An 18,115-nucleotide genomic window follows, 5' to 3' on the forward strand; every position below is an offset into this window, starting at 1 on the left:
CCAATTCCCTTTGAACCACTGTATGGTTCAAGCCGACAGTTTTAAGCCAAATTCCCATCCATCGACCGCCCCGGCAGAACGCGATCGGGTGATTCGGTCCCGAGATCGCTCAATGTCAGCCAAACCAGACCTCAAGATCGTGCTTTGTTCTCCCCGCGGCTTCTGTGCCGGGGTGGTCCGGGCGATCGACACCGTCGAACGGGCGCTCGATAAGTACGGCGCCCCCGTCTATGTTCGCCATGAGATTGTGCACAACAAGTACGTCGTCGATGGGTTGAAGAAGAAGGGCGCCATCTTCGTCGAGGAGCTCGCAGAAATCCCGGATAATACCACCGCCCCGGTGGTGTTCTCGGCCCACGGCGTGCCGAAGTCGGTTCCGGCCGACGCCCAGTCCCGCAACCTGTTCTCGCTGGATGCGACTTGCCCGCTGGTGACGAAGGTGCATCGCGAGGCCGCGATCCACTTCAAGCGCGGCCGCGAGATCTTCCTGATCGGCCATTCCCACCATCCCGAGGTGGTCGGCACGCTCGGCCAGCTGCCGCCGGGTGCCGTGACCCTGATCGAGACCGCCGAGGACGCCAAGACCATCACGCCGAAGGACCCCAACAACCTCGCCTTCGTGACCCAGACCACGCTGTCGATCGACGACACCGCGGAGATCGTCGCGCTGCTCAAGGAACGCTTCCCCAACATCAACGGGCCGCACAAGGAAGACATCTGCTACGCCACCACCAACCGCCAGCTCGCCGTGAAGAAGGTGGCGCCGGTGGTGGACGCGCTCATCGTGGTCGGTGCTCCCAACTCGTCGAACTCGCAGCGCCTGCGCGAGGTTGCCGAGCGCGAGGGCTGCAAGATCGCGGTGCTGGCGCAGCGCGCCACCGACATCGACTGGGGCAGGTTCGGCAACATCAAGAGCCTCGGCATCACCGCGGGCGCGTCCGCGCCCGAGGTGATCGTCGAGGAAATCATGGACGCCTTCGCCGAGCGCTACACGCTGCACGTGGAGACGGTCTCGGCCGCGGAAGAGAACGAGTTCTTCCCGTTGCCGCGTCAGGTGCGCCCCGAAGCCGCCGCCGAGTAGACCTTTATGGCGGTCTACACCGACGTCGCCGCCGACGAGCTTGCGGATTTCCTGGAGCAATACGATCTCGGCGAATTGCTCTCCTACAAGGGCATCGCCGAGGGCGTCGAAAATTCCAACTTCCTGCTGCACACGAGCAAAGGCTCGTTCATCCTCACGCTGTACGAAAAGCGCGTGGCGAAGAACGATCTGCCGTTCTTCCTCGGACTGATGACGCACCTCGCCGAGCACGGCCTCAATTGTCCGCTGCCCGTGAGGGGACGCGACGGCGAGGCCTTGCGCGAGCTCGCAGGCCGGCCCGCCGCGATCATCACCTTTCTCGAAGGCATCTGGCCGCGCAAGCCGAACGCGACCCATTGCGCCGGCGTCGGCGAGGGGCTGGCCCGGATGCATCTGGCCGGCGCCAATTTCGCGGTTCGGCGCGCCAATGCACTCTCGGTCGCCGGCTGGCGGCCGCTGTTCGATGCGGCTTCGAATCGTGCGGACGAGGTGCAGCCGGGGCTGCGCGCCTTCCTCGCCGCCGAGCTCGACTATCTTTCCAGCGGGGTCTGGCCGAGCAACCTGCCCGAAGGCGTGATCCACGCCGACCTTTTCAACGACAACGTCTTTTTCCTCGGCGACAAGCTCTCGGGGATCATCGACTTCACCTTCGCCTGCAACGACATGCTGGCCTATGACGTCGCGATCTGCCTCAACGCCTGGTGCTTCGAGCCGGATCATTCCTTCAACGTCACCAAGGCGCGTGCCTTCCTCAACGCCTATGGCCGGGTGCGCAAGCTGAGCGAAGCCGAAGAAGCCGCGCTGCCGCTGCTGGCCCGCGGGGCTGCGATCCGCTTCCTGCTGACGCGGCTGGTCGACTGGCTCAACGTGCCCGCAGGCGCGCTGGTCAAGCCGAAGGATCCCTTGGAGTATTTCCGTAAGCTGCGCTTCCACCAAAGCGTGACGAGCGTGCGTGACTACGGGCTTATGCCGTCGGGACTGGTGGCGTGAGCGAGCTTCCCAAGGTGACGATCTACACCGACGGCGCCTGCTCGGGAAATCCCGGGCCGGGCGGCTGGGGCGCGATCCTGAAGTTCGGCGACAAGGAGAAGGAGCTGAACGGCGGCCAGCCGCACACCACCAACAACCAGATGGAATTGATGGCGGCGATCTCGGCGCTCGAAGCGCTGAAGCGGCCGTGCACGGTCGATCTCTACACCGACAGCCAGTATGTCCGGCAGGGCATCACCGGCTGGATCTTCGGCTGGAAGCGCAACGGCTGGCGCACCGCCGACAAGAAGCCGGTGAAGAATGTCGAGCTATGGCAGCGCCTCGACGCATCGCTGAAGCAGCACGAGGTCCGCTGGCACTGGGTCAAGGGCCACGCCGGCCACCCCGAGAACGAGCGCGCCGACCAGCTGGCGCGCGATGGGATCGTCATGGCGCGGTTGCAGCAGCGGGTGAGGGAGTAGGGGGCGGCGTCGTCGCTCCGCCCCGAACTGTCATCACCCGCGAAGGCGGGTGATCCAGTATTCCAGAGGCGGTTGTGATTGAGCCGAGAGGCCGCGGCGTACTGGATGCCCCGGTCAAGCCGGGGCATGACAGCGTCTGTTGTCGCGAAGCGCTTACAGCTGCCCAAGCAGCGTATCGCCGCCGGAGACCTCGACCTTGCCGGGCATCGCCTCGAGGTTCAGCTTCTTGACCACGCCGTCCTCGATCAGCATCGAATAGCGCTTGGAGCGGATGCCGAGGCCGTTGGCGGAGGCGTCCAGCTCCATGCCGATCGCCTTGGTGAAGTCGGCATTGCCGTCGGCGAGGAAGACGGCCTCGTCGCGCTGGTCCGTGTCGCGCTTCCAGGCGTTCATGACGAAGGCGTCGTTGACGGAGACGATGGCGATGGTGTCGACACCCTTGTCCTTCATGGCATAGGCGTTGAGGAAGATGCTCGGCAGATGCATCTTGTGGCAGGTGCCGGTATAGGCGCCGGGCACCGCGAACAGCGCCACCTTCTTGCCCTTGAAGATGTCGTCGGTGGTCTTCACCTGCGGGCCTTCCGCCGTCATCACGCGGAATTTCGCCTCGGGCAGCTTGTCGCCAATCTGGATCGCCATCGTCAGTCTCCCTGAAAATCGGTCCCGCTTTTTAGACCGGGCGGCGGGCCTGCACAATATTGCCGGTGGCGGAAGCGGCGAGGATGGCGGCCGTTCACCGTGATGTCATCAGCCGGCAAAACCGCCGCCGTCGAGGAAGGCCTGCTCCTCCTCGGTGGTGTCGCGGCCGAGGAGACGGTTGCGGTGGGGAAAGCGGCCGAACCGCGCGATGATGTCGGCGTGGTCGCGCGCGTATTTCAGGCTTTCGGCATTGTCGGTGTTTTGAAACAGCGCGACGCAGTGCAACTGGTCGGCCAGGTGCTCGGAATGCATGAAGGGCAAATAGAGGAATTCGAGCAGGAGGGGATCGACCCTGCGATCGACGCCGCGCGCGATGGCGCGGCGGGCGACGTCGCGCGCCTGTGCGTCGCTGGCAAAGGCCTGCGGTGTGCCGCGAAACATGTTGCGGGGAAACTGGTCGAGCACGATGACGAGTGCGAGCGCGCCGTCGTCGCTCGCCTCCCATGACGCCAGCTCGCCAGCGGCCGCCCTCTGCCACAGCGAGAGAAAGCGGCGTCGTATCTCCGCATCGAAAGCATCGCTGCGCTCGTACCAGCGTTCGCGCCCGGCCTCTCGCCAGAAGGCGAGAACGCCTGATGGCGTGATGTTGCGGGCGTCAGCCATGAACGGAGGCGCGCCTTAAGCCGCCTCCGCCTTCTTCTCGTCGCGCAGCTGCCGACGCAGGATCTTGCCGACATTGGTCTTCGGCAGATCGTTGCGGAATTCGACGTGCTTGGGCACCTTGTAGCCGGTGAGCTGGTCGTGACAGAACTTGATCACGGCATCCGCCGTGAGGTTCGGGTCCTTCTTCACCACGAAGGCCTTCACCGCTTCGCCCGACTTGGAATCGGGGATGCCGATCACGGCGCATTCGAGCACGCCCGGATGGCTCGCGATGACTTCCTCGACCTCGTTCGGATAGACATTGAAGCCGGAGACCAGGATCATGTCCTTCTTGCGGTCGACGATCTTGATATAGCCCCTCTCGTCCATCACGCCGATGTCGCCGGTGCGGAAATAGCCGTCCGCGGTCATCACCTTGGCGGTCTCCTCCGGCCTGTTCCAGTAGCCCGACATCACCTGCGGGCCCTTGGCGCAGATCTCGCCCGCCTGTCCGAGCGGCACCTCGTTGCCCTCGTCGTCCCGGATCGAGATGTAAGTCGACGGCACGGGGATGCCGATCGAGCCGGCGAACTCGGTCGCCGTCGGCGGATTGCAGGTCAGGACAGGCGAGGTCTCCGACAGGCCGTAGCCCTCGGCGATGCTGCAGCCCGTGATGTTCTTCCATTGCTCGGCAACGGGGCGCTGCACCGCCATGCCGCCGCCGTTCGAGATCTTCAGCTTGGAGAAGTCGAGCTTCTTGAAGTCGGGATGGTTCATCAAGGCGTTGTAGAGCGTATTCACCGCCGGGAAGGTGTTGACCTGGTATTTCGCCAGCTCCTTGATGAAGCCGGGAATGTCGCGCGGGTTCGGGATCAGCAGGTTGCAGCCGCCGGCGCGCACTGCGAGCAGATAACAGGCCGTCAGCGCGAAGATGTGATAGAGCGGCAGCGCGCAGACGATCATCAGCTGCTCGACATGTGGCGGCGCGGCGAGCGCCGGCTGCAGCCACGCATCGTTCTGCAAGACGTTGGCGACGATGTTGCGGTGGAGCAGGGTGGCGCCCTTGGAGACGCCGGTGGTGCCGCCGGTATATTGCAGGAAGGCGACGTCGCCCGGCGACAGCTTCGGCTTGTTGAACGTCATGCCGCGGCCGGCGGATAGTGCGTCGTTGAAAGAGACCGAGCCTGGCAGCGACCAGGCCGGTACCATCTTCTTGACCCGGCGGACGACGAGGTTGACGATCACGCCCTTGAAGCCGAGCAGGTCGCCCATGCTGGCGACGATGACGTGCTTCACCTGCGTCCTCGCGATCACCTGCTCGACCGTATGAGCGAAGTTCTCCAGCACGATGATGGCTTCGGCGCCCGAATCCTTCAGCTGGTGCTCGAGCTCGCGCGGCGTATAGAGCGGGTTGACGTTGACCACCGCGAAACCGGCGCGCAGCACGGCGGCTGTCGCGACCGGGTATTGCAGCACGTTCGGCATCATGATGGCGATACGCGCGCCGCGCTGCAGCCCGCGGCCCTGCAAGTAAGCGGCAAGCGCGACCGACATCTGGTCGAGGTCGCGATAGCTGATCGACTTGTCCATGCAGATGAATGCCTTGCGGTCGGCGAACTTGGTGAAGCTCTCCTCCAGCAGGTCGACCAGCGATGCGTATTGCGTCGGCTCGATATCGGCAGGCACGCCGGGCGGATATTGCTTGAGCCAGATGCGCTCCATGGAAGACTCCCCTCATTGACCAGGGCCCGTTGTTCTCGGGCTTGCCTCGTTGTCGCCAGTATCCAGCTTGCCGGAACGGGTGGCAAGCCGTCGTGGCTTAGGGCAAAGGTCGCAGCGTCGCTACTGGAATCGTCGCAAAACGGTGCTGCCGCAGGTGCTAAGCGGGGCTGCGGTTTAGTGCCGAGCGGCGTTAACTGTTGTTGGCCGGCTTGGCCGCGGCGGGAGGCTTCGTCGCGGCGGGGGTCGTCGCTGCCTTGGGCTTGGCGGGCTTCGCCGCCTGATCGCCGCCGGCCGAAGGCTTCTCGGCGGGCTTCGCCACCGCATCCGGCTTGGTCGCGGCATGCTTGGCGCCAGCCGGCTTGGTTGCGGCCGGTTGGGGCGTGGCCGGCTTGGCCGCCTTGCCGTCAGTCGGCTTGGCATCCGGCTTGGCCGCCGCGGTCTTGGTGTCCTTGGGCTTATCGGCCGGCTTGTCGGCGGCGTCTGGCTTCTTGGCGACGCGCGGCTTCTTGGCGCGCGGCTTGGACGCGGCCTGCTGGTCGGCATCGGCTGCCACAGCAGCAATCAGGGCGGTGCCGGTGCGGGTCGGGCCGGTATAGACCAGCACGGGCTCGGTCGGCGCCGCAGCCGAGGCCATCAGCTCGGAAGCTTTCATCAGCGGCGGCTGCAGGCCTGCCGTGAAGAAGGTGAACTGGGCCGCGCCGCCGGTGGCGGAGCCCGATCCGGTCGCGCCGCCACTGGCCGCAATCAGCGCATCGTCGTCGTCGCTGGCCGGCCGCTTGCGGTTGGGTCCGCACATCTCGTCGCGCAGGTTCGGCGGCGTGGCATCGACCGGCACGAGATTGTCGACCGTGCCGAGCGAGGGGCGCAGCCAGGTGAGGTTGTCCGGAGCGAAGCCACGCTCCAGCAGCTGCGCCGCCTTCACCGCGCGTGCCGTGCCGGAGTTTGCACCGAGCACCACCGCGATCAGCCGGCGGCCGTTGCGCGTGGCCGAGGCGACGAGGTTGTAGCCGGAGGCGCAGATGAAGCCGGTCTTGAACCCGTCGGCGCCGGGATAGCGGCCGATCAGCTTGTTGAAATTGCCGGTGACGCGCTTGCCGAAGCGGATCGCCGGGATATGCATGTAGTACTCGTATTCCGGCAGGTCGCGCAGGAAAGACCGCGCCAAGATGCCGAGGTCGCGCGCAGAGGTGATCTGGCCCTCGGCGGGCAGGCCGTTTGGATTTACATAGCTCGTCTGCGCCATGCCGAGCTTCCTCGCGGTGTCGTTCATCACCGCGGAGAAGCCGTCGACCGAGCCGCTGACGCCTTCGGCGAGCACCACGGCCATGTCGTTCGCCGACTTGACCATCATCATCTTCAGCGCGTTGTCGACGGTCACTTGGGTTCCCGGGCGGAACCCCATCTTCGATGGCGATTGCGAGGCCGCGGTCGGCGACACCGTGAGCAGCGTGTCGAGCGTCAGCCTGCCGTCCTTGACCGCCTTCAGCGTCACATAGGCGGTCATGATCTTGGTGACGGAGGCCGGATACCAGGGAAGGGTCGCGTTTTCGGCCTGCAACACCTTGCCGCTGTCGGCCTCGATCAGCAGCAGCGCTTCGGCACTCGCCGTGCGCGGCGCGAGCATCGCGGCACAGGCGAGCATCGCAGCGAACAGGTTGAACAGGGATTTGCGAAGCAGCGGGCGAAGGGCGTGCACTATCCGATTCCGGTCCTTGGAGATCCGCCTGATACGGCCGGTTCTCGTGATCTGATTGTCGGTTCTGAAATCCAGCGCCGCCGCTTGCGGCGTCGCAAACCTATACCGGCTGGTGCGTCGAGAATAGGGGGATCGGCGCGGTATTCCGCAACGAAGTAGGCCGAATTTCGACGGTCCTCTCGGGACTTGCTAGGGGGATTTGACAGCTGTCGAGGCAGCCTCGGCGGCCGTCACGCTGGCCCGTGCGTTCTCCTGCACCATGAACTGGGCCTTGGCCATCTCGGCAAAATGGCCGCCTTTGGCCACGAGTTCATCGAAAGTTCCGGTTTCGATCACCCGTCCATTCTCGAACACCAGGATCCGCGTGGCGTTGCGAATGGTGGAGAGGCGATGGGCGATCACGAAGGTGGTGCGGCCCCTCATCACTTCGTCGAGAGCGGCGTTCACCTTGACCTCGGTGACCGCGTCGAGCGCGGAGGTCGCCTCGTCCAGGATCAGGATCGGCGGGTCCTTCAGCAGGGCGCGGGCGATCGAGAGCCGCTGCCGTTCGCCGCCGGAGAGCATGCGGCCGCGCTCGCCGGCATTGGTCTCGAAACCGCCGCTGCGCTCGATGAACTCCAGCGCCTGCGCGCGTTCCGCCGCCTTACGCATCTCGGCCTCGGTCGCATCCGGCTTGCCGACGCGCAAGTTCTCCGCGATCGAGCGGTTGAACAGCAGCGCTTCCTGGAACACGACACCGATGTTCCGCCGCAGCGAGGTCAACGTGACGCCGCGCACGTCCATGCCGTCGATCTTGATGACGCCGGATTGCGGATCGAAGGCCCGGTGCAGGAGCGCAATCGCGGTGGACTTGCCGGCCCCGGTCGGGCCGACCAGCGCAATGGTCTGGCCCGGCAGCGCGGTGAAGGTGAGGTCCTCGATCGCCGGCCGCTTGCCGTCATAGGAGAACGTGACGTCGTTGAACTCGACGAGGCCCGACAGCCTGCCGGCATCGATTGCGTCCGGCCGGTCGTGCACCGCGGGCACGGCGTCGAGCACATTGAAGAACTCGCGCAGCCGCGGAGCTTCCATGAACACGTTGTTGATGAAGCTGACCACCTGCTCGAGCTTCTGGATCAGCAGCGTCGCGAAGCTCACGAACATCACGATCTCGCCGACCGAGGTCAGGCCCTGGTCGTGCAACGCGATGCCGAGGGTGAAGATCGCGAGCACCGTGATGGTGGTGGAGGCGCGCGTGATCACCGTGACCAGCGCCCACCACGACAACACCGGCATCTGCGCGGCCAGCAGCTCGTCGGCGACCGAGCGCAGCCCTTTGACCTCGGATTCGACGCGCACGAAGCTCTGCACCAGCGCGACGTTGCCGAGCGCATCAGACGCGCGCGCGGAGAGCTCGCTGTAGTGCTCCTCGACCGCCATCTGCATGCCGAAGGTCCTGCGCACCACGAAGGTGGTCAGCGCCGTGAACACGATGCAGAGCACGAACAAGAGGATCGCCAGCCGCCAGTTCAGGTAGAGCGACAACGGCAGCAGCACGACGACCGACAGGATCGCGGCAAAATGCTCGCGGAAGAAGCCGACCCACAGCCGCCACAGCGCGTCGGTGCCATTGAGCATGACCTTCATCAACCGGCCGGAATGGGTGCCGGAGTGGAAGGTCAACGGTAGCTGCAGGATGTGCTCGAAATAGTCGGTCAGCACCGCCTGGCGCTGGCGATGCGAGAGGCGGTCGGCCTGCAAAGCCACGATCGCGCTGCAGACGATGGTGAACAGCCCGAACGCGACCCAGGCGACCAGGAACGGCCAGGCCGAGCTCGAGCCGGCCACGGTCTTGCCCGAGAGCACGTCGACGATCCGGCCGAACAGCACGGGCTCGGCGAACTGCGATCCCGCCAGCAGGAGGTTGGCGACCGCGAGCAGCCAGCCCAGCCGCGCCTCCTTGCCGAGCAGCTCGAGAACGCGGGTGTAGAGACGGAGGAGGGACATGGAGGCGAGGGACTCGGCGAAGACGGAGTCCACATTCTAAGCCGGGACCGCCGCGAGATACAGCGCAAGCTTTCAGTTTTGCTCAGTTGATCAGCCGCTCTGCCGGCGGCGGCAGGTACTGGTCGTCGAAAACGTCGCGAGCCGTCGGCCGTTTGCGGAATTTGAAGTCCCGCGCGATCTGATCGATCGAACGTTCCAGGCGCGCCGGCTCGACGCCGCCGAGGCCGTTGCGCTTGACCTCCTCGGTCAGGATGTTGTCGGCAAGGACCGCGTGCAGGCGCTTCAGCTCCAAATTGCGGTCGCCGTCGTCGATGCGGCTCGCGGCCTCCTCCGCCGCACGCGCCGGCTCCCTCGCCGTCGCGATGATGCCCGCGATCAAGGCGCGAACGAAGCCTTTCACGGCATCCGGCTTCGCTGCGGCGAAGGCGGTGTTGGCCACCACGGCAAAGCCGTAGGCCTCACAGCCGTAGTCCGCATAGCGCAGCACGACGAGATCGGCTTCGGGTACGCCGCGATCGCGCAGGTTCACCGCCGAGAGATAGCTGAACCCGGCGACGGCATCGACCTGTCCTGCGGACAGGATCGGCTCGCGCACCGCGGCACTGATCTTGTGGAATTTGACGTGCGATGCCTTGATGCCGTTCTGCTGCGCCAGCGCCGGCCATAGCCGCATCGACAGATCGCCGTCGGCAACGCCGACGGTCTTGCCGTCGAGGTCGGGCAGGAGACGGATACCGCGGCTTTTGCGCGCGACGATCGCATAAGGCGCGCGGTCGAACAGCACGAACACGGCCTTGACCGGCGCCGCGTCGTCCTTGTCACGAAAGCGTATCAGCTCGTTGATGTCGACGAGCGCGAGCTCGCTGTCGCCTTTGGCGAGCCGTGCGAGCGCCTCCGGCGATCCGCTCGCGCTGTTGAAGGACACGTTGAGATGCTCGGCGCCGAACCTGCCGTCCTTCGCCGCAAGGAAGAATGGCGCCATGCTCGCATCGATGGGACGGTCGAAGGTGAAATGGATGGCAGTCGAGGGAGTGTCGCTCCCGGCCGCAATGGCTTCGCGCACCGTCGATAGGGCGAACGCGATTGCAAGGGCCAGCAGCCACTGAAGGGCGATCGTCTTGAATCCGGACATCGGTCGCGCCGGCCCCGCATTGTTATGGTTTCGTGACGCTTGGCAAGCGCCGGCCGCGACGAACGTGCGCGCGCCAACATGAACGGCGGATGAGCGGGCTTGCGGCATCGTTACGCAACCCCGTTCAGCCTGTGTTGGGGTGGGGGAACCTACTTAGGTGGTGAGTGTTTGACAGACATCAGCCTGTCGTCAGGCACAATCCGAGGTCCCAAGGAGGGTCCAGATCATGTTTGACAGCCTTTCGAAGTTCGTCGGCCGCAAGGCCGTTCTGGCCACGGCCGCCGTGGTGGCCCTGACTGCCGTTGCACCCAGCGCCTCTTACGCGGGCGGTCGTCATTGGCATCGCGGTGGCGGCGGCGCAGCTGCTGCAGCGATGTTCGGCCTGGCCGCGACCGGCCTCGCCATCGCAGCCAGCCGCAATGCCTACGCCTATGATCCGGGTCCGGTTTACTATTACGAGGGCGGCCCGGCCTATTACAGCGGCCCCGGCTATGGTCCCTATTATTACGACTCGGGCAACCGCTACACCTATGGCGGCTACAAGAACCCCTGCGCCCACGGCTATTCCGGCTACAGCTGCTATTAACCGGTCGGGCATACGTCATCGGCGAACAGGCCGTCGCGCTTGCCGCGGCGGCTTGTTTTTTGCTTATATTGCCGCGTGTTAACACGCCGGCCATTTGTTTCGAGTAGTTTTGGGTACCATGAGTGATTCGCTTGAGCGGCTATATCTGGCTGTGCTCGCGGCCAGAGACCTTGATCCGGCAACATCGCGCACGGCCCGGCTGTTTCAGCGTGGGCCCTCACAGATGGCGAAGAAACTGGCCGAAGAAGCCATCGAGGTCGTCATCGATGCGGTCAATGGCGATAGCGAGGCCGTGATCCGGGAAAGCGCCGACCTGCTCTACAATCTCACCGTGCTGTGGGCTTCGGCCGGAGTACGCCCCGAGGACGTCTGGCGGGAAATGACGCGGCGGGAGGACATGCTCGGAATTGCCGAGAAACTGCCGAAGTCGCCGGCGAAATTGCCCAAAGTCGCATCACCGCGCATGGCCTCGCGGCGGCCTATTGTCGCGCTTGACGGCCGCGCCGCGCGCAAGCGCCACTAGAAGCGTCACAAATCGCTCAAAAACTGGCGATGGACAAATCCGTCCCATGGTGCTTCATCGCGGCGCCATGCTGAAACGAATGTACGACTGGTGCATCGACGCCGCCCACAAGCCCTATGCGCTCTGGATCATGGGCATCGTGTCCTTCGCCGAAAGCTCCTTCTTTCCGGTCCCGCCGGATGTGATGCTGATTCCGATGTCCCTGGCGCGGCCGCAGCGCGCCTGGTTCTATGCCGCGATCTGCACCGTGACCTCGGTGCTCGGCGGCGTCGTTGGCTACGCCATCGGCGCGCTGCTGTTCGACTCGGTCGGCCAGTGGCTGATCCAGGTCTACGGCCTCGCCGACAAGGTCGACGCCTTCCGCGCCTCCTATGCGGAATGGGGTGCGGTCATCATCCTGCTCAAAGGACTGACGCCGATCCCCTACAAGCTCGTCACCATCACCTCGGGCTTTGCCGGCTACAACATCCTCCTGTTCGTCCTGTGCTCGATCGTCGCGCGCGGCGGACGCTTCTTCGTCGTCGCGATCCTGCTCAACCGCTACGGCGACTGGATCCGGGTCAGGATCGAGCGGCATCTCGGATTGTGGGTCGCGCTCGGCGCGATCGTGCTGGTGCTCGGCTTCGTTATCGCCATCAAGCTGATCTAGAGCCGCGGCGCTTTGCCGCCGCGCCGGCTTCGGCTACGGTTGTCGTCATGATGGTTCGATCCGGCAATCCGGCGGCACGGCATGGGACGCTGATGTCGACAGCGCTGCTGCTGCTGCTGCTCGCTGCCGGAGGGACGGCCCGGCCGCAATCCGCCCCGCCGGCGCTCGGCCTTCAGCAGCAGGGGGCGCAGGCCGGCCCGTCGCCATCGACGCCCGCTCCCTCGGCGCCGCCGGCGCGCGAGGAGAATCCCGGGCTGATCAACGAAATGGGCAAGCTGTTCGACAAGCTGCCTTCGATCCTGCCGCCGATTAAAAGCCCCAGTGAAACCATGGACGACCTGTCGCGGCTGGCCAAGCCCTCGACCATGGTGTCGGGGCGCGTGATCTGCCCGGTCTCTGCGAACGGCGCGCCCGACTGCAAGCAGGCGGCCGACCAGCTCTGCCAGGGCAAGGGCTACAAGGAAGGCAAGAGCCTGAACGCCGACTCCGCGGAAAAATGCTCGGCCAAGGTCCTGATCCCGGGCCGGCAACGTAAACCGGACGACTGCCGCACCGACACTTTCGTGACCAGCGCGCTGTGCCAGAACTGAAGGCCGGCGCGCGAGAACCAAGGAGCGCCCATGAGCCGCACGGAGCAGGACTTCCTCGGACAGCGTGAGATCGCCGACGACATCTATTACGGCGTCCAGACCATCCGGGGTAAGGAGAACTTCCACATCACCGGCATTCCGATGAACCAGGAGCCTTACTTCGTGAAGGCGCTTGGTTATGTCAAGAAGGCCGCCGCGATGGCCAATCGCGACCTCGGCGCGATCGATGCCAAGGTCGCGGACGCCATCATCCTCGGCTGCGACCGCGTCATCGCGGGCGACATGATGGATCAGTTCGTCACCGATTTCATCCAGGGCGGTGCCGGCACGTCGACCAACATGAACGCCAACGAGGTGATCGCGAACCTCGCGCTGGAATCGCTCGGCTTTGCCAAGGGCGACTACCAGCACGTCAGTCCGAACGATCACGTCAATTACGGCCAGTCGACCAACGACACCTATCCGACCGCCTTTCGGCTGGCCCTGATCCTGCGGCTCGAGAGCTACATGACCGCGTTGCGCCAGCTCCAGGAAGCCTTCTTCGCCAAGGGTCGCGAGTTCGACCGGGTCCTGAAGATGGGCCGCACGCATCTGCAGGACGCGGTGCCGATGTCGCTCGGCGCCGAATTCCGGGGCTGGGGCACCACGATCGGCGAGGAGGTCGACCGCATCTCGGAAGCGCGCGCGCTGCTGCGCGAGATCAATCTCGGCGCCACCGCGATCGGCACCTCCGTCACGGCGGCGATCGGTTATCCCAAGCTCGCCGTCAGGCACCTCAGCGCGCTCACCGGCGTCGATTTCATTCTCGCCGGCGATCTCGTCGAGGCGACCTCCGACACCGGCGCCTATGTGCAGCTCTCCGGCGTGCTGAAGCGCACGGCCAGCAAGCTGACGAAAATCTGCAACGACATCCGCCTGCTTGCCTCCGGTCCACGCGCGGGCTTGAACGAGATCAACCTGCCGCAGCTTCAGCCGGGCTCCTCGATCATGCCCGGCAAGGTCAATCCGGTCATTCCCGAAGTCGTCAACCAGACCAGCTTCCTCGTCATCGGCCTCGATACCACGGTGACGCTGGCGGCAAGCGCCGGCCAGCTCCAGCTCAACGTGATGGAGCCGGTGATCTCGTTCGCGCTGTTCTTCTCGATCCGCACCATGGAGCGTGCGGTCAACAGCCTGCGCGAGAATTGCGTCGTCGGCATCACCGCCAACGAGGAGCACACCCGCAACATGGTGCTGAACTCGCTCGGCATCGTCACGGTGTTGAAGCCGCTGCTCGGCTACAAGCAATGCGCCGAGATCGCGCGCGAAGGCTACAAGAGTGGCAAGTCGCTGCACCAGATCGTCGTGGCCGAACGCAAGCTGCTGACGCAGGAGAAGTGGGACGAGATGTTCTCGTTCGAGCGGCTGATCAACCCGGATCTGATCGGGTAGGCGGTCGCTGTCATTCCAGGGCGCGCGAAGCGCGAGCCCGGGATCCATTGCGCCGCGCGTGCTGACGCCCGACGGATTCTCTGATGCGCAATCGCGCATCATAGCTCGACGCTCCGCCTCGCCCCGGAATGACGGGTGAGGAATTCCGCTGCTTGGAATTGCGGCAATGGCCTCCGCTGCGGCGCCAAAACGCAATACTTGACAGTGGAAAGATTGCCTTGTTGGTATGGCTCCCAACTTCAACTTGACCGGCTGAGAGGATCGTACCGCAATGTCCATGCCTGCCTTGTTCAAGGGGCGCCTGTCGATCCCCGTGATCGGCTCGCCGCTCTTCATCATCTCGGTGCCCGATCTCGTGATCGCGCAGTGCAAGGCGGGTGTGGTCGGCTCGTTTCCGGCGCTGAATGCGCGGCCGCCGGAGCTGCTGGACGAATGGCTGGCGCGGATCACCGAAGAGCTCGCGGCCTATGACCGCGCCCATCCCGACAGGCCGTCGGCGCCGTTCGCGGTCAACCAGATCGTGCACAAGTCGAACAACCGGCTCGATCACGACATGCAGCTCTGCGCCAAGTACAAGGTGCCGATGATCATCTCCTCGCTCGGCGCCCGCGAGGAGCTGAACCAGGCCGTGCACGGCTGGGGCGGCATCGTCTTCCACGACGTGATCAACCAGAAGTTCGCGCACAAGGCGATCGAGAAGGGCGCCGACGGCCTGATCCTGGTCGCGGCCGGCGCCGGCGGCCATGCCGGCACCATCTCGCCGCTGGCCTTCGTGGCCGAGACGCGAAAATGGTTCGACGGTCCGATCGCGCTGTCGGGTGCGATCGGCAATGGCAAGGCGATCCGCGCCGCGCGTATCCTGGGGGCCGACTTCGCCTATATCGGTTCGGCCTTCATCGCGACCAAGGAGGCCAATGCGGTCGAGAAGTACAAGGAGATGATCGCGGGCTCGAGCGCCGACGACATCGTCTATTCCAATCTCTTCACCGGCGTGCACGGCAACTATCTGAAGCCCTCGATCCTGGCCGCAGGCATGGACCCCGAAAATCTGCCGACGTCCGATCCCTCCAAGATGAACTTCGGCACCGACGCCTCCGGCGAGCGCGCCAAGCCGAAGGCCTGGAAGGAGATCTGGGGAAGCGGCCAGGGCATCGGCAGCATCGACAAGGTCGTGCCGGCGGCCGAGCTGATCGCGCGCTTCAAGAAGGAATACGACGAAGCGATCGATCCGCCGTTGTGATCGCACCCAGATCGAGTGCTGCATGCCCCCCATCTACCGCGTCGACGGCAACGACGTCGTCACCAGCCCCGATGCAGCCGGCCCCTGGGACCGGCGCATGCAGCACGGCTCGGCACCGGCATCGCTGGTGACATGGGCGGCTGAGCGCATCCCTGCGGCGGTGCCGATGGATATCGCGCGCGTGACCATCGATCTGATGCGCCCGGTACCGGTGGCGCCGCTCACGATCGCGACCGAAATCTTGCGCGAGGGCCGCAAGATCCAGCTCTGCGGGATCAAGCTGCTCGCCGACGGCGTGCAGGTGGTCGGCGCCACCGTGCTCAAGATCAGGCGCCAGGCGCTGACGCTGCCCGACGAGGTCGAGGAACTTCCGGTCACGTTGCCTTCGCCGGAGGATTCGTTGGTCGAGGACGGTCACGCCGCCACCAGTCCGTTCGTGCGATCGGTCTCGATGCGCGCCGCGCGCGGCCGCTTCGGCCAGGCCGGCGCCGGCGCGATCTGGTTTCGCGTCGACCATCCGCTGATCGAAGGCGAGGCCGTCTCGCAGGCGATGCGCGCCGTGGTCGCCGCCGACTTCTCCAACGGCACCGCCTCGACGCTCGATTTCCGCGCCTGGACCTACATCAACGCCGACCTCACCGTGAGCTTTGCGCGCCAGCCGGTCGGCGAGTGGATTTTGCTCGACGGCGATTCCTGGATCGGCCCCGACGGCGCGGGCCTTGCGATGTCACGCCTCGCCGACCGCCAGGGCTATTTCGGCCGCGCGGTGCAGAGCCTCGTGATCGAGAAGCGGTGAGAGGCGCTATGTGCGATCAGCCGGGCGATGACACCGATAGTGTGAGAGCTATCTTGCGCATCGCGGGATTGAACGGCAGGCTTCCGCCGCCGCGGAAGGGATGCAAGGTCGTGTTCGACCAGGGCATCCTGCCAGTTCACACACCGTAGAAGATCTTGATCCCCCACAGCACCACGATGATGGCCGTGATCAACGTGATCGCGGCGACTGCACTTTCCAGGGAAGCGACTCTCATTTCACTCTCCGCTTCCCAGCCCCGTCAGCGGTCTAGTTGATTCCCTGATTCGCCGGCAATTGCGCGGGCGTCGCCGTCGCAGACTCCGTTGCGGGCTGTGGTGCCGAAGCAACAACGACACCGTAGAATTCCGGAGTATTTACCCCACCATCCGGTCCCGCCCGCTCCAAAAGCCCGCGCGTAGCACCTTCTTGTCGACCTTGCCGACGCCGGTCATCGGCAATTGCTTGACGAACTGGATCTGCTTGGGCGCATGCGCCGAGCCCTTTCGCGTCTTCACCAGGTTGATCAGCTCGTCCGGATTGGGCTTCGTCCCTTCGCGCGGGACGACGATGGCGGTGACGGCTTCGCCCCATTTCTCGTCGGGAATGCCGACGACCGCGACCATCGCCACGTCCGCGTGCTGCGACAGCACGTCCTCGACCTCGCGGGGGAAGATATTGAAGCCGCCGGTGACGATCATGTCCTTCTTGCGATCGAGGATGAACATGTAGCCGCGCTCGTCCTGACGTGCGATGTCGCCGGTGTGGACCCAGCCGTTCTTCAGCGTCTCGGCGGTGATGTCGGGCCGCTTCCAGTACTCCGCCATCACATGCGGCGCGCGCACGCAGATCTCGCCGGCCTCGCCCGTCTTCACCTCCTGGTCGTTGTCGTCGAGGATCTTGACCTCGCAGGCCGCGATCGGGAAGCCGCAGGACAGGAACAGCTCCGGCCGCTTGGGATCGTGATCGGCCTTGCGCAGCACCGAGACGGGATAGCACTCGGTCTGTCCGTAGAGCTGCGAGAACACAGGGCCGATGCGTTCGATGCCCTCCAGCAGTCGGCTCGGCGACATCGCGGAGGCGCCATAGAGCACGAGCTCGAGCGAGGAGAGGTCGGTCTTGCCGAGCGCGGGCTGATCGAGCAGCACATAGATCATGGTCGGAACGAACAGCGTGAAGTTGATGCGCTCGCGTGCGATCGTTGACAGCACGGCTTCGGGATCGAAGCCTTTCAGCATGTGCACGGTGCCGCCGCGCATCAGGGTCGGCAGCACCTTCGTGCCCGCGACATGGCTGATCGGCGCGACCGTGAGGTAGCGCGCAGCCTCGGGGATCTCGAAGTCGGCGAGGATCGCGCCCGCTGCGCCGGCATTTTCGCGGTGATAGCGCAACGCGCCCTTGGATTTTCCGGTGGTGCCGCCGGTGTAGTTCAGTGTGGCGAGATCGTCGGAGCCGGCGAGGCACTGTGCGCTGGCGTGCCCCGCACTCTCGACCGCCGCCAGCAGATCGACGCCGTAGCTGGCCGGTCCCATGGTGAAGACCGCCTTGAGCCGGCCGGCCTTCGCGGCGAGCTCGCCGCCGCGGTCGCGGAAGGCGGCCGCATCCACCACCAGCATCTCGGCTTCGGAATCCTCGAGCTGGAACAGCTGGTCCTCCAGCGAGCCCAGAGGGTGGAGCCAGGTGATGCAGAGGCGGGCCAACTGGGCGGCGACGCCGGCGCACCAGCTGTCGGCGCGGTTCGCGGTGAGGAAGGCGACGCGGGCGCCGGGCTGCAAGCCGAGCCGCATGAACACGCCCTGGATCCGTCCGATCAGGTCGATGGCCCCGCGATAGCCCAGCGATCCCTCGGGCCAGGCGAAAGCAATGCGGTCGGGATAGCGCGACAGCGCCCGTAGCGTCTGCGCACAAGCCGGGGATGATGCGTGGAGCGGATCAGGCATATGTTTCCTCGTTG

At 65.2% G+C, this 18,115-nt stretch carries 17 protein-coding genes; 10 read left to right on the forward strand and 7 right to left on the reverse strand.

Features of this window, described 5'->3' with window-relative positions; genetic code table 11:
• The first annotated feature begins 112 nt into the window (after nt 1-112).
• Genes ispH through rnhA form a run of 3 tightly spaced genes read left to right on the forward strand, consistent with a single transcriptional unit; the run spans nt 113 to nt 2,532 of the window.
• Nucleotides 113-1,081, forward strand: coding sequence for a 4-hydroxy-3-methylbut-2-enyl diphosphate reductase (ispH, locus tag ABIA40_RS34595; protein WP_404545719.1), 969 nt, complete (start codon nt 113-115; stop codon nt 1,079-1,081).
• Nucleotides 1,082-1,087: 6 nt separating this feature from the next.
• Entirely contained in the window at nt 1,088-2,071 is a 984-nt protein-coding gene (locus tag ABIA40_RS34600) for a homoserine kinase (RefSeq protein ID WP_404545721.1), read from the forward strand.
• Nucleotides 2,068-2,532, forward strand: a complete 465-nt coding sequence (rnhA, locus tag ABIA40_RS34605; RefSeq protein ID WP_271545843.1) for a ribonuclease HI — start codon at nt 2,068-2,070, stop codon at nt 2,530-2,532. The genes ABIA40_RS34600 and rnhA overlap by 4 nt, the downstream gene beginning before the upstream one ends.
• Nucleotides 2,533-2,685: 153 nt before the next feature.
• Here the strand turns inward: rnhA and ABIA40_RS34610 are convergent, their stop codons facing one another.
• From ABIA40_RS34610 to ABIA40_RS34635, 6 genes are all read right to left on the reverse strand, one after another.
• Entirely contained in the window at nt 2,686-3,171 is a 486-nt protein-coding gene (locus tag ABIA40_RS34610) for a peroxiredoxin (RefSeq protein ID WP_028180275.1), read from the reverse strand.
• A gap of 108 nt (nt 3,172-3,279) precedes the next feature.
• Nucleotides 3,280-3,834, reverse strand: coding sequence for a DUF924 family protein (locus ABIA40_RS34615; protein WP_404545722.1), 555 nt, complete (start codon nt 3,832-3,834; stop codon nt 3,280-3,282).
• 15 nt (nt 3,835-3,849) lie between these two features.
• The gene (locus ABIA40_RS34620; protein WP_157283050.1) at nt 3,850-5,535 is read right to left on the reverse strand and encodes a long-chain fatty acid--CoA ligase; all 1,686 of its coding nucleotides are present in this window, start codon (nt 5,533-5,535) and stop codon (nt 3,850-3,852) included.
• A 190-nt stretch (nt 5,536-5,725) separates the two neighbouring features.
• A complete protein-coding gene (locus ABIA40_RS34625; RefSeq protein ID WP_225111594.1) occupies nt 5,726-7,231 on the reverse strand; it encodes a D-alanyl-D-alanine carboxypeptidase family protein in 1,506 nt (501 codons plus the stop codon).
• A gap of 189 nt (nt 7,232-7,420) precedes the next feature.
• Entirely contained in the window at nt 7,421-9,217 is a 1,797-nt protein-coding gene (locus ABIA40_RS34630; protein WP_404545724.1) for a glucan ABC transporter ATP-binding protein/ permease, read from the reverse strand.
• A gap of 82 nt (nt 9,218-9,299) precedes the next feature.
• Nucleotides 9,300-10,349, reverse strand: coding sequence for an ABC transporter substrate-binding protein (locus tag ABIA40_RS34635; RefSeq protein WP_404545726.1), 1,050 nt, complete (start codon nt 10,347-10,349; stop codon nt 9,300-9,302).
• Nucleotides 10,350-10,575: 226 nt separating this feature from the next.
• Between ABIA40_RS34635 and ABIA40_RS34640 the strand changes: the two genes are divergently transcribed.
• From ABIA40_RS34640 to ABIA40_RS34670, 7 genes are all read left to right on the forward strand, one after another.
• Nucleotides 10,576-10,935 (forward strand): hypothetical protein, encoded by a 360-nt coding sequence (locus ABIA40_RS34640; RefSeq protein WP_157283042.1) that lies wholly within the window; start codon nt 10,576-10,578, stop codon nt 10,933-10,935.
• 118 nt (nt 10,936-11,053) lie between these two features.
• Entirely contained in the window at nt 11,054-11,458 is a 405-nt protein-coding gene (gene hisE / locus ABIA40_RS34645; protein ID WP_157283040.1) for a phosphoribosyl-ATP diphosphatase, read from the forward strand.
• A 46-nt stretch (nt 11,459-11,504) separates the two neighbouring features.
• Nucleotides 11,505-12,107, forward strand: a complete 603-nt coding sequence (locus ABIA40_RS34650; RefSeq protein ID WP_081492862.1) for a YqaA family protein — start codon at nt 11,505-11,507, stop codon at nt 12,105-12,107.
• 47 nt (nt 12,108-12,154) lie between these two features.
• Nucleotides 12,155-12,697, forward strand: a complete 543-nt coding sequence (locus ABIA40_RS34655; RefSeq protein ID WP_036021240.1) for a hypothetical protein — start codon at nt 12,155-12,157, stop codon at nt 12,695-12,697.
• A gap of 30 nt (nt 12,698-12,727) precedes the next feature.
• A complete protein-coding gene (locus ABIA40_RS34660; protein ID WP_271545832.1) occupies nt 12,728-14,128 on the forward strand; it encodes an aspartate ammonia-lyase in 1,401 nt (466 codons plus the stop codon).
• 271 nt (nt 14,129-14,399) lie between these two features.
• On the forward strand, nt 14,400-15,368 hold the full coding sequence (locus ABIA40_RS34665; RefSeq protein ID WP_036021244.1) for a nitronate monooxygenase family protein: 969 nt from the start codon (nt 14,400-14,402) through the stop codon (nt 15,366-15,368).
• A gap of 22 nt (nt 15,369-15,390) precedes the next feature.
• A complete protein-coding gene (locus tag ABIA40_RS34670; protein WP_271545830.1) occupies nt 15,391-16,164 on the forward strand; it encodes a thioesterase family protein in 774 nt (257 codons plus the stop codon).
• A gap of 374 nt (nt 16,165-16,538) precedes the next feature.
• Here the strand turns inward: ABIA40_RS34670 and ABIA40_RS34675 are convergent, their stop codons facing one another.
• On the reverse strand, nt 16,539-18,101 hold the full coding sequence (locus ABIA40_RS34675; protein ID WP_404545730.1) for an AMP-binding protein: 1,563 nt from the start codon (nt 18,099-18,101) through the stop codon (nt 16,539-16,541).
• Nucleotides 18,102-18,115: the final 14 nt, after the last annotated feature.

The sequence above is a fragment of the Bradyrhizobium sp. USDA 223 genome, from assembly GCF_044909005.1.
In the GTDB taxonomy this organism is placed as follows: Bacteria; Pseudomonadota; Alphaproteobacteria; order Rhizobiales; family Xanthobacteraceae; genus Bradyrhizobium; species Bradyrhizobium yuanmingense.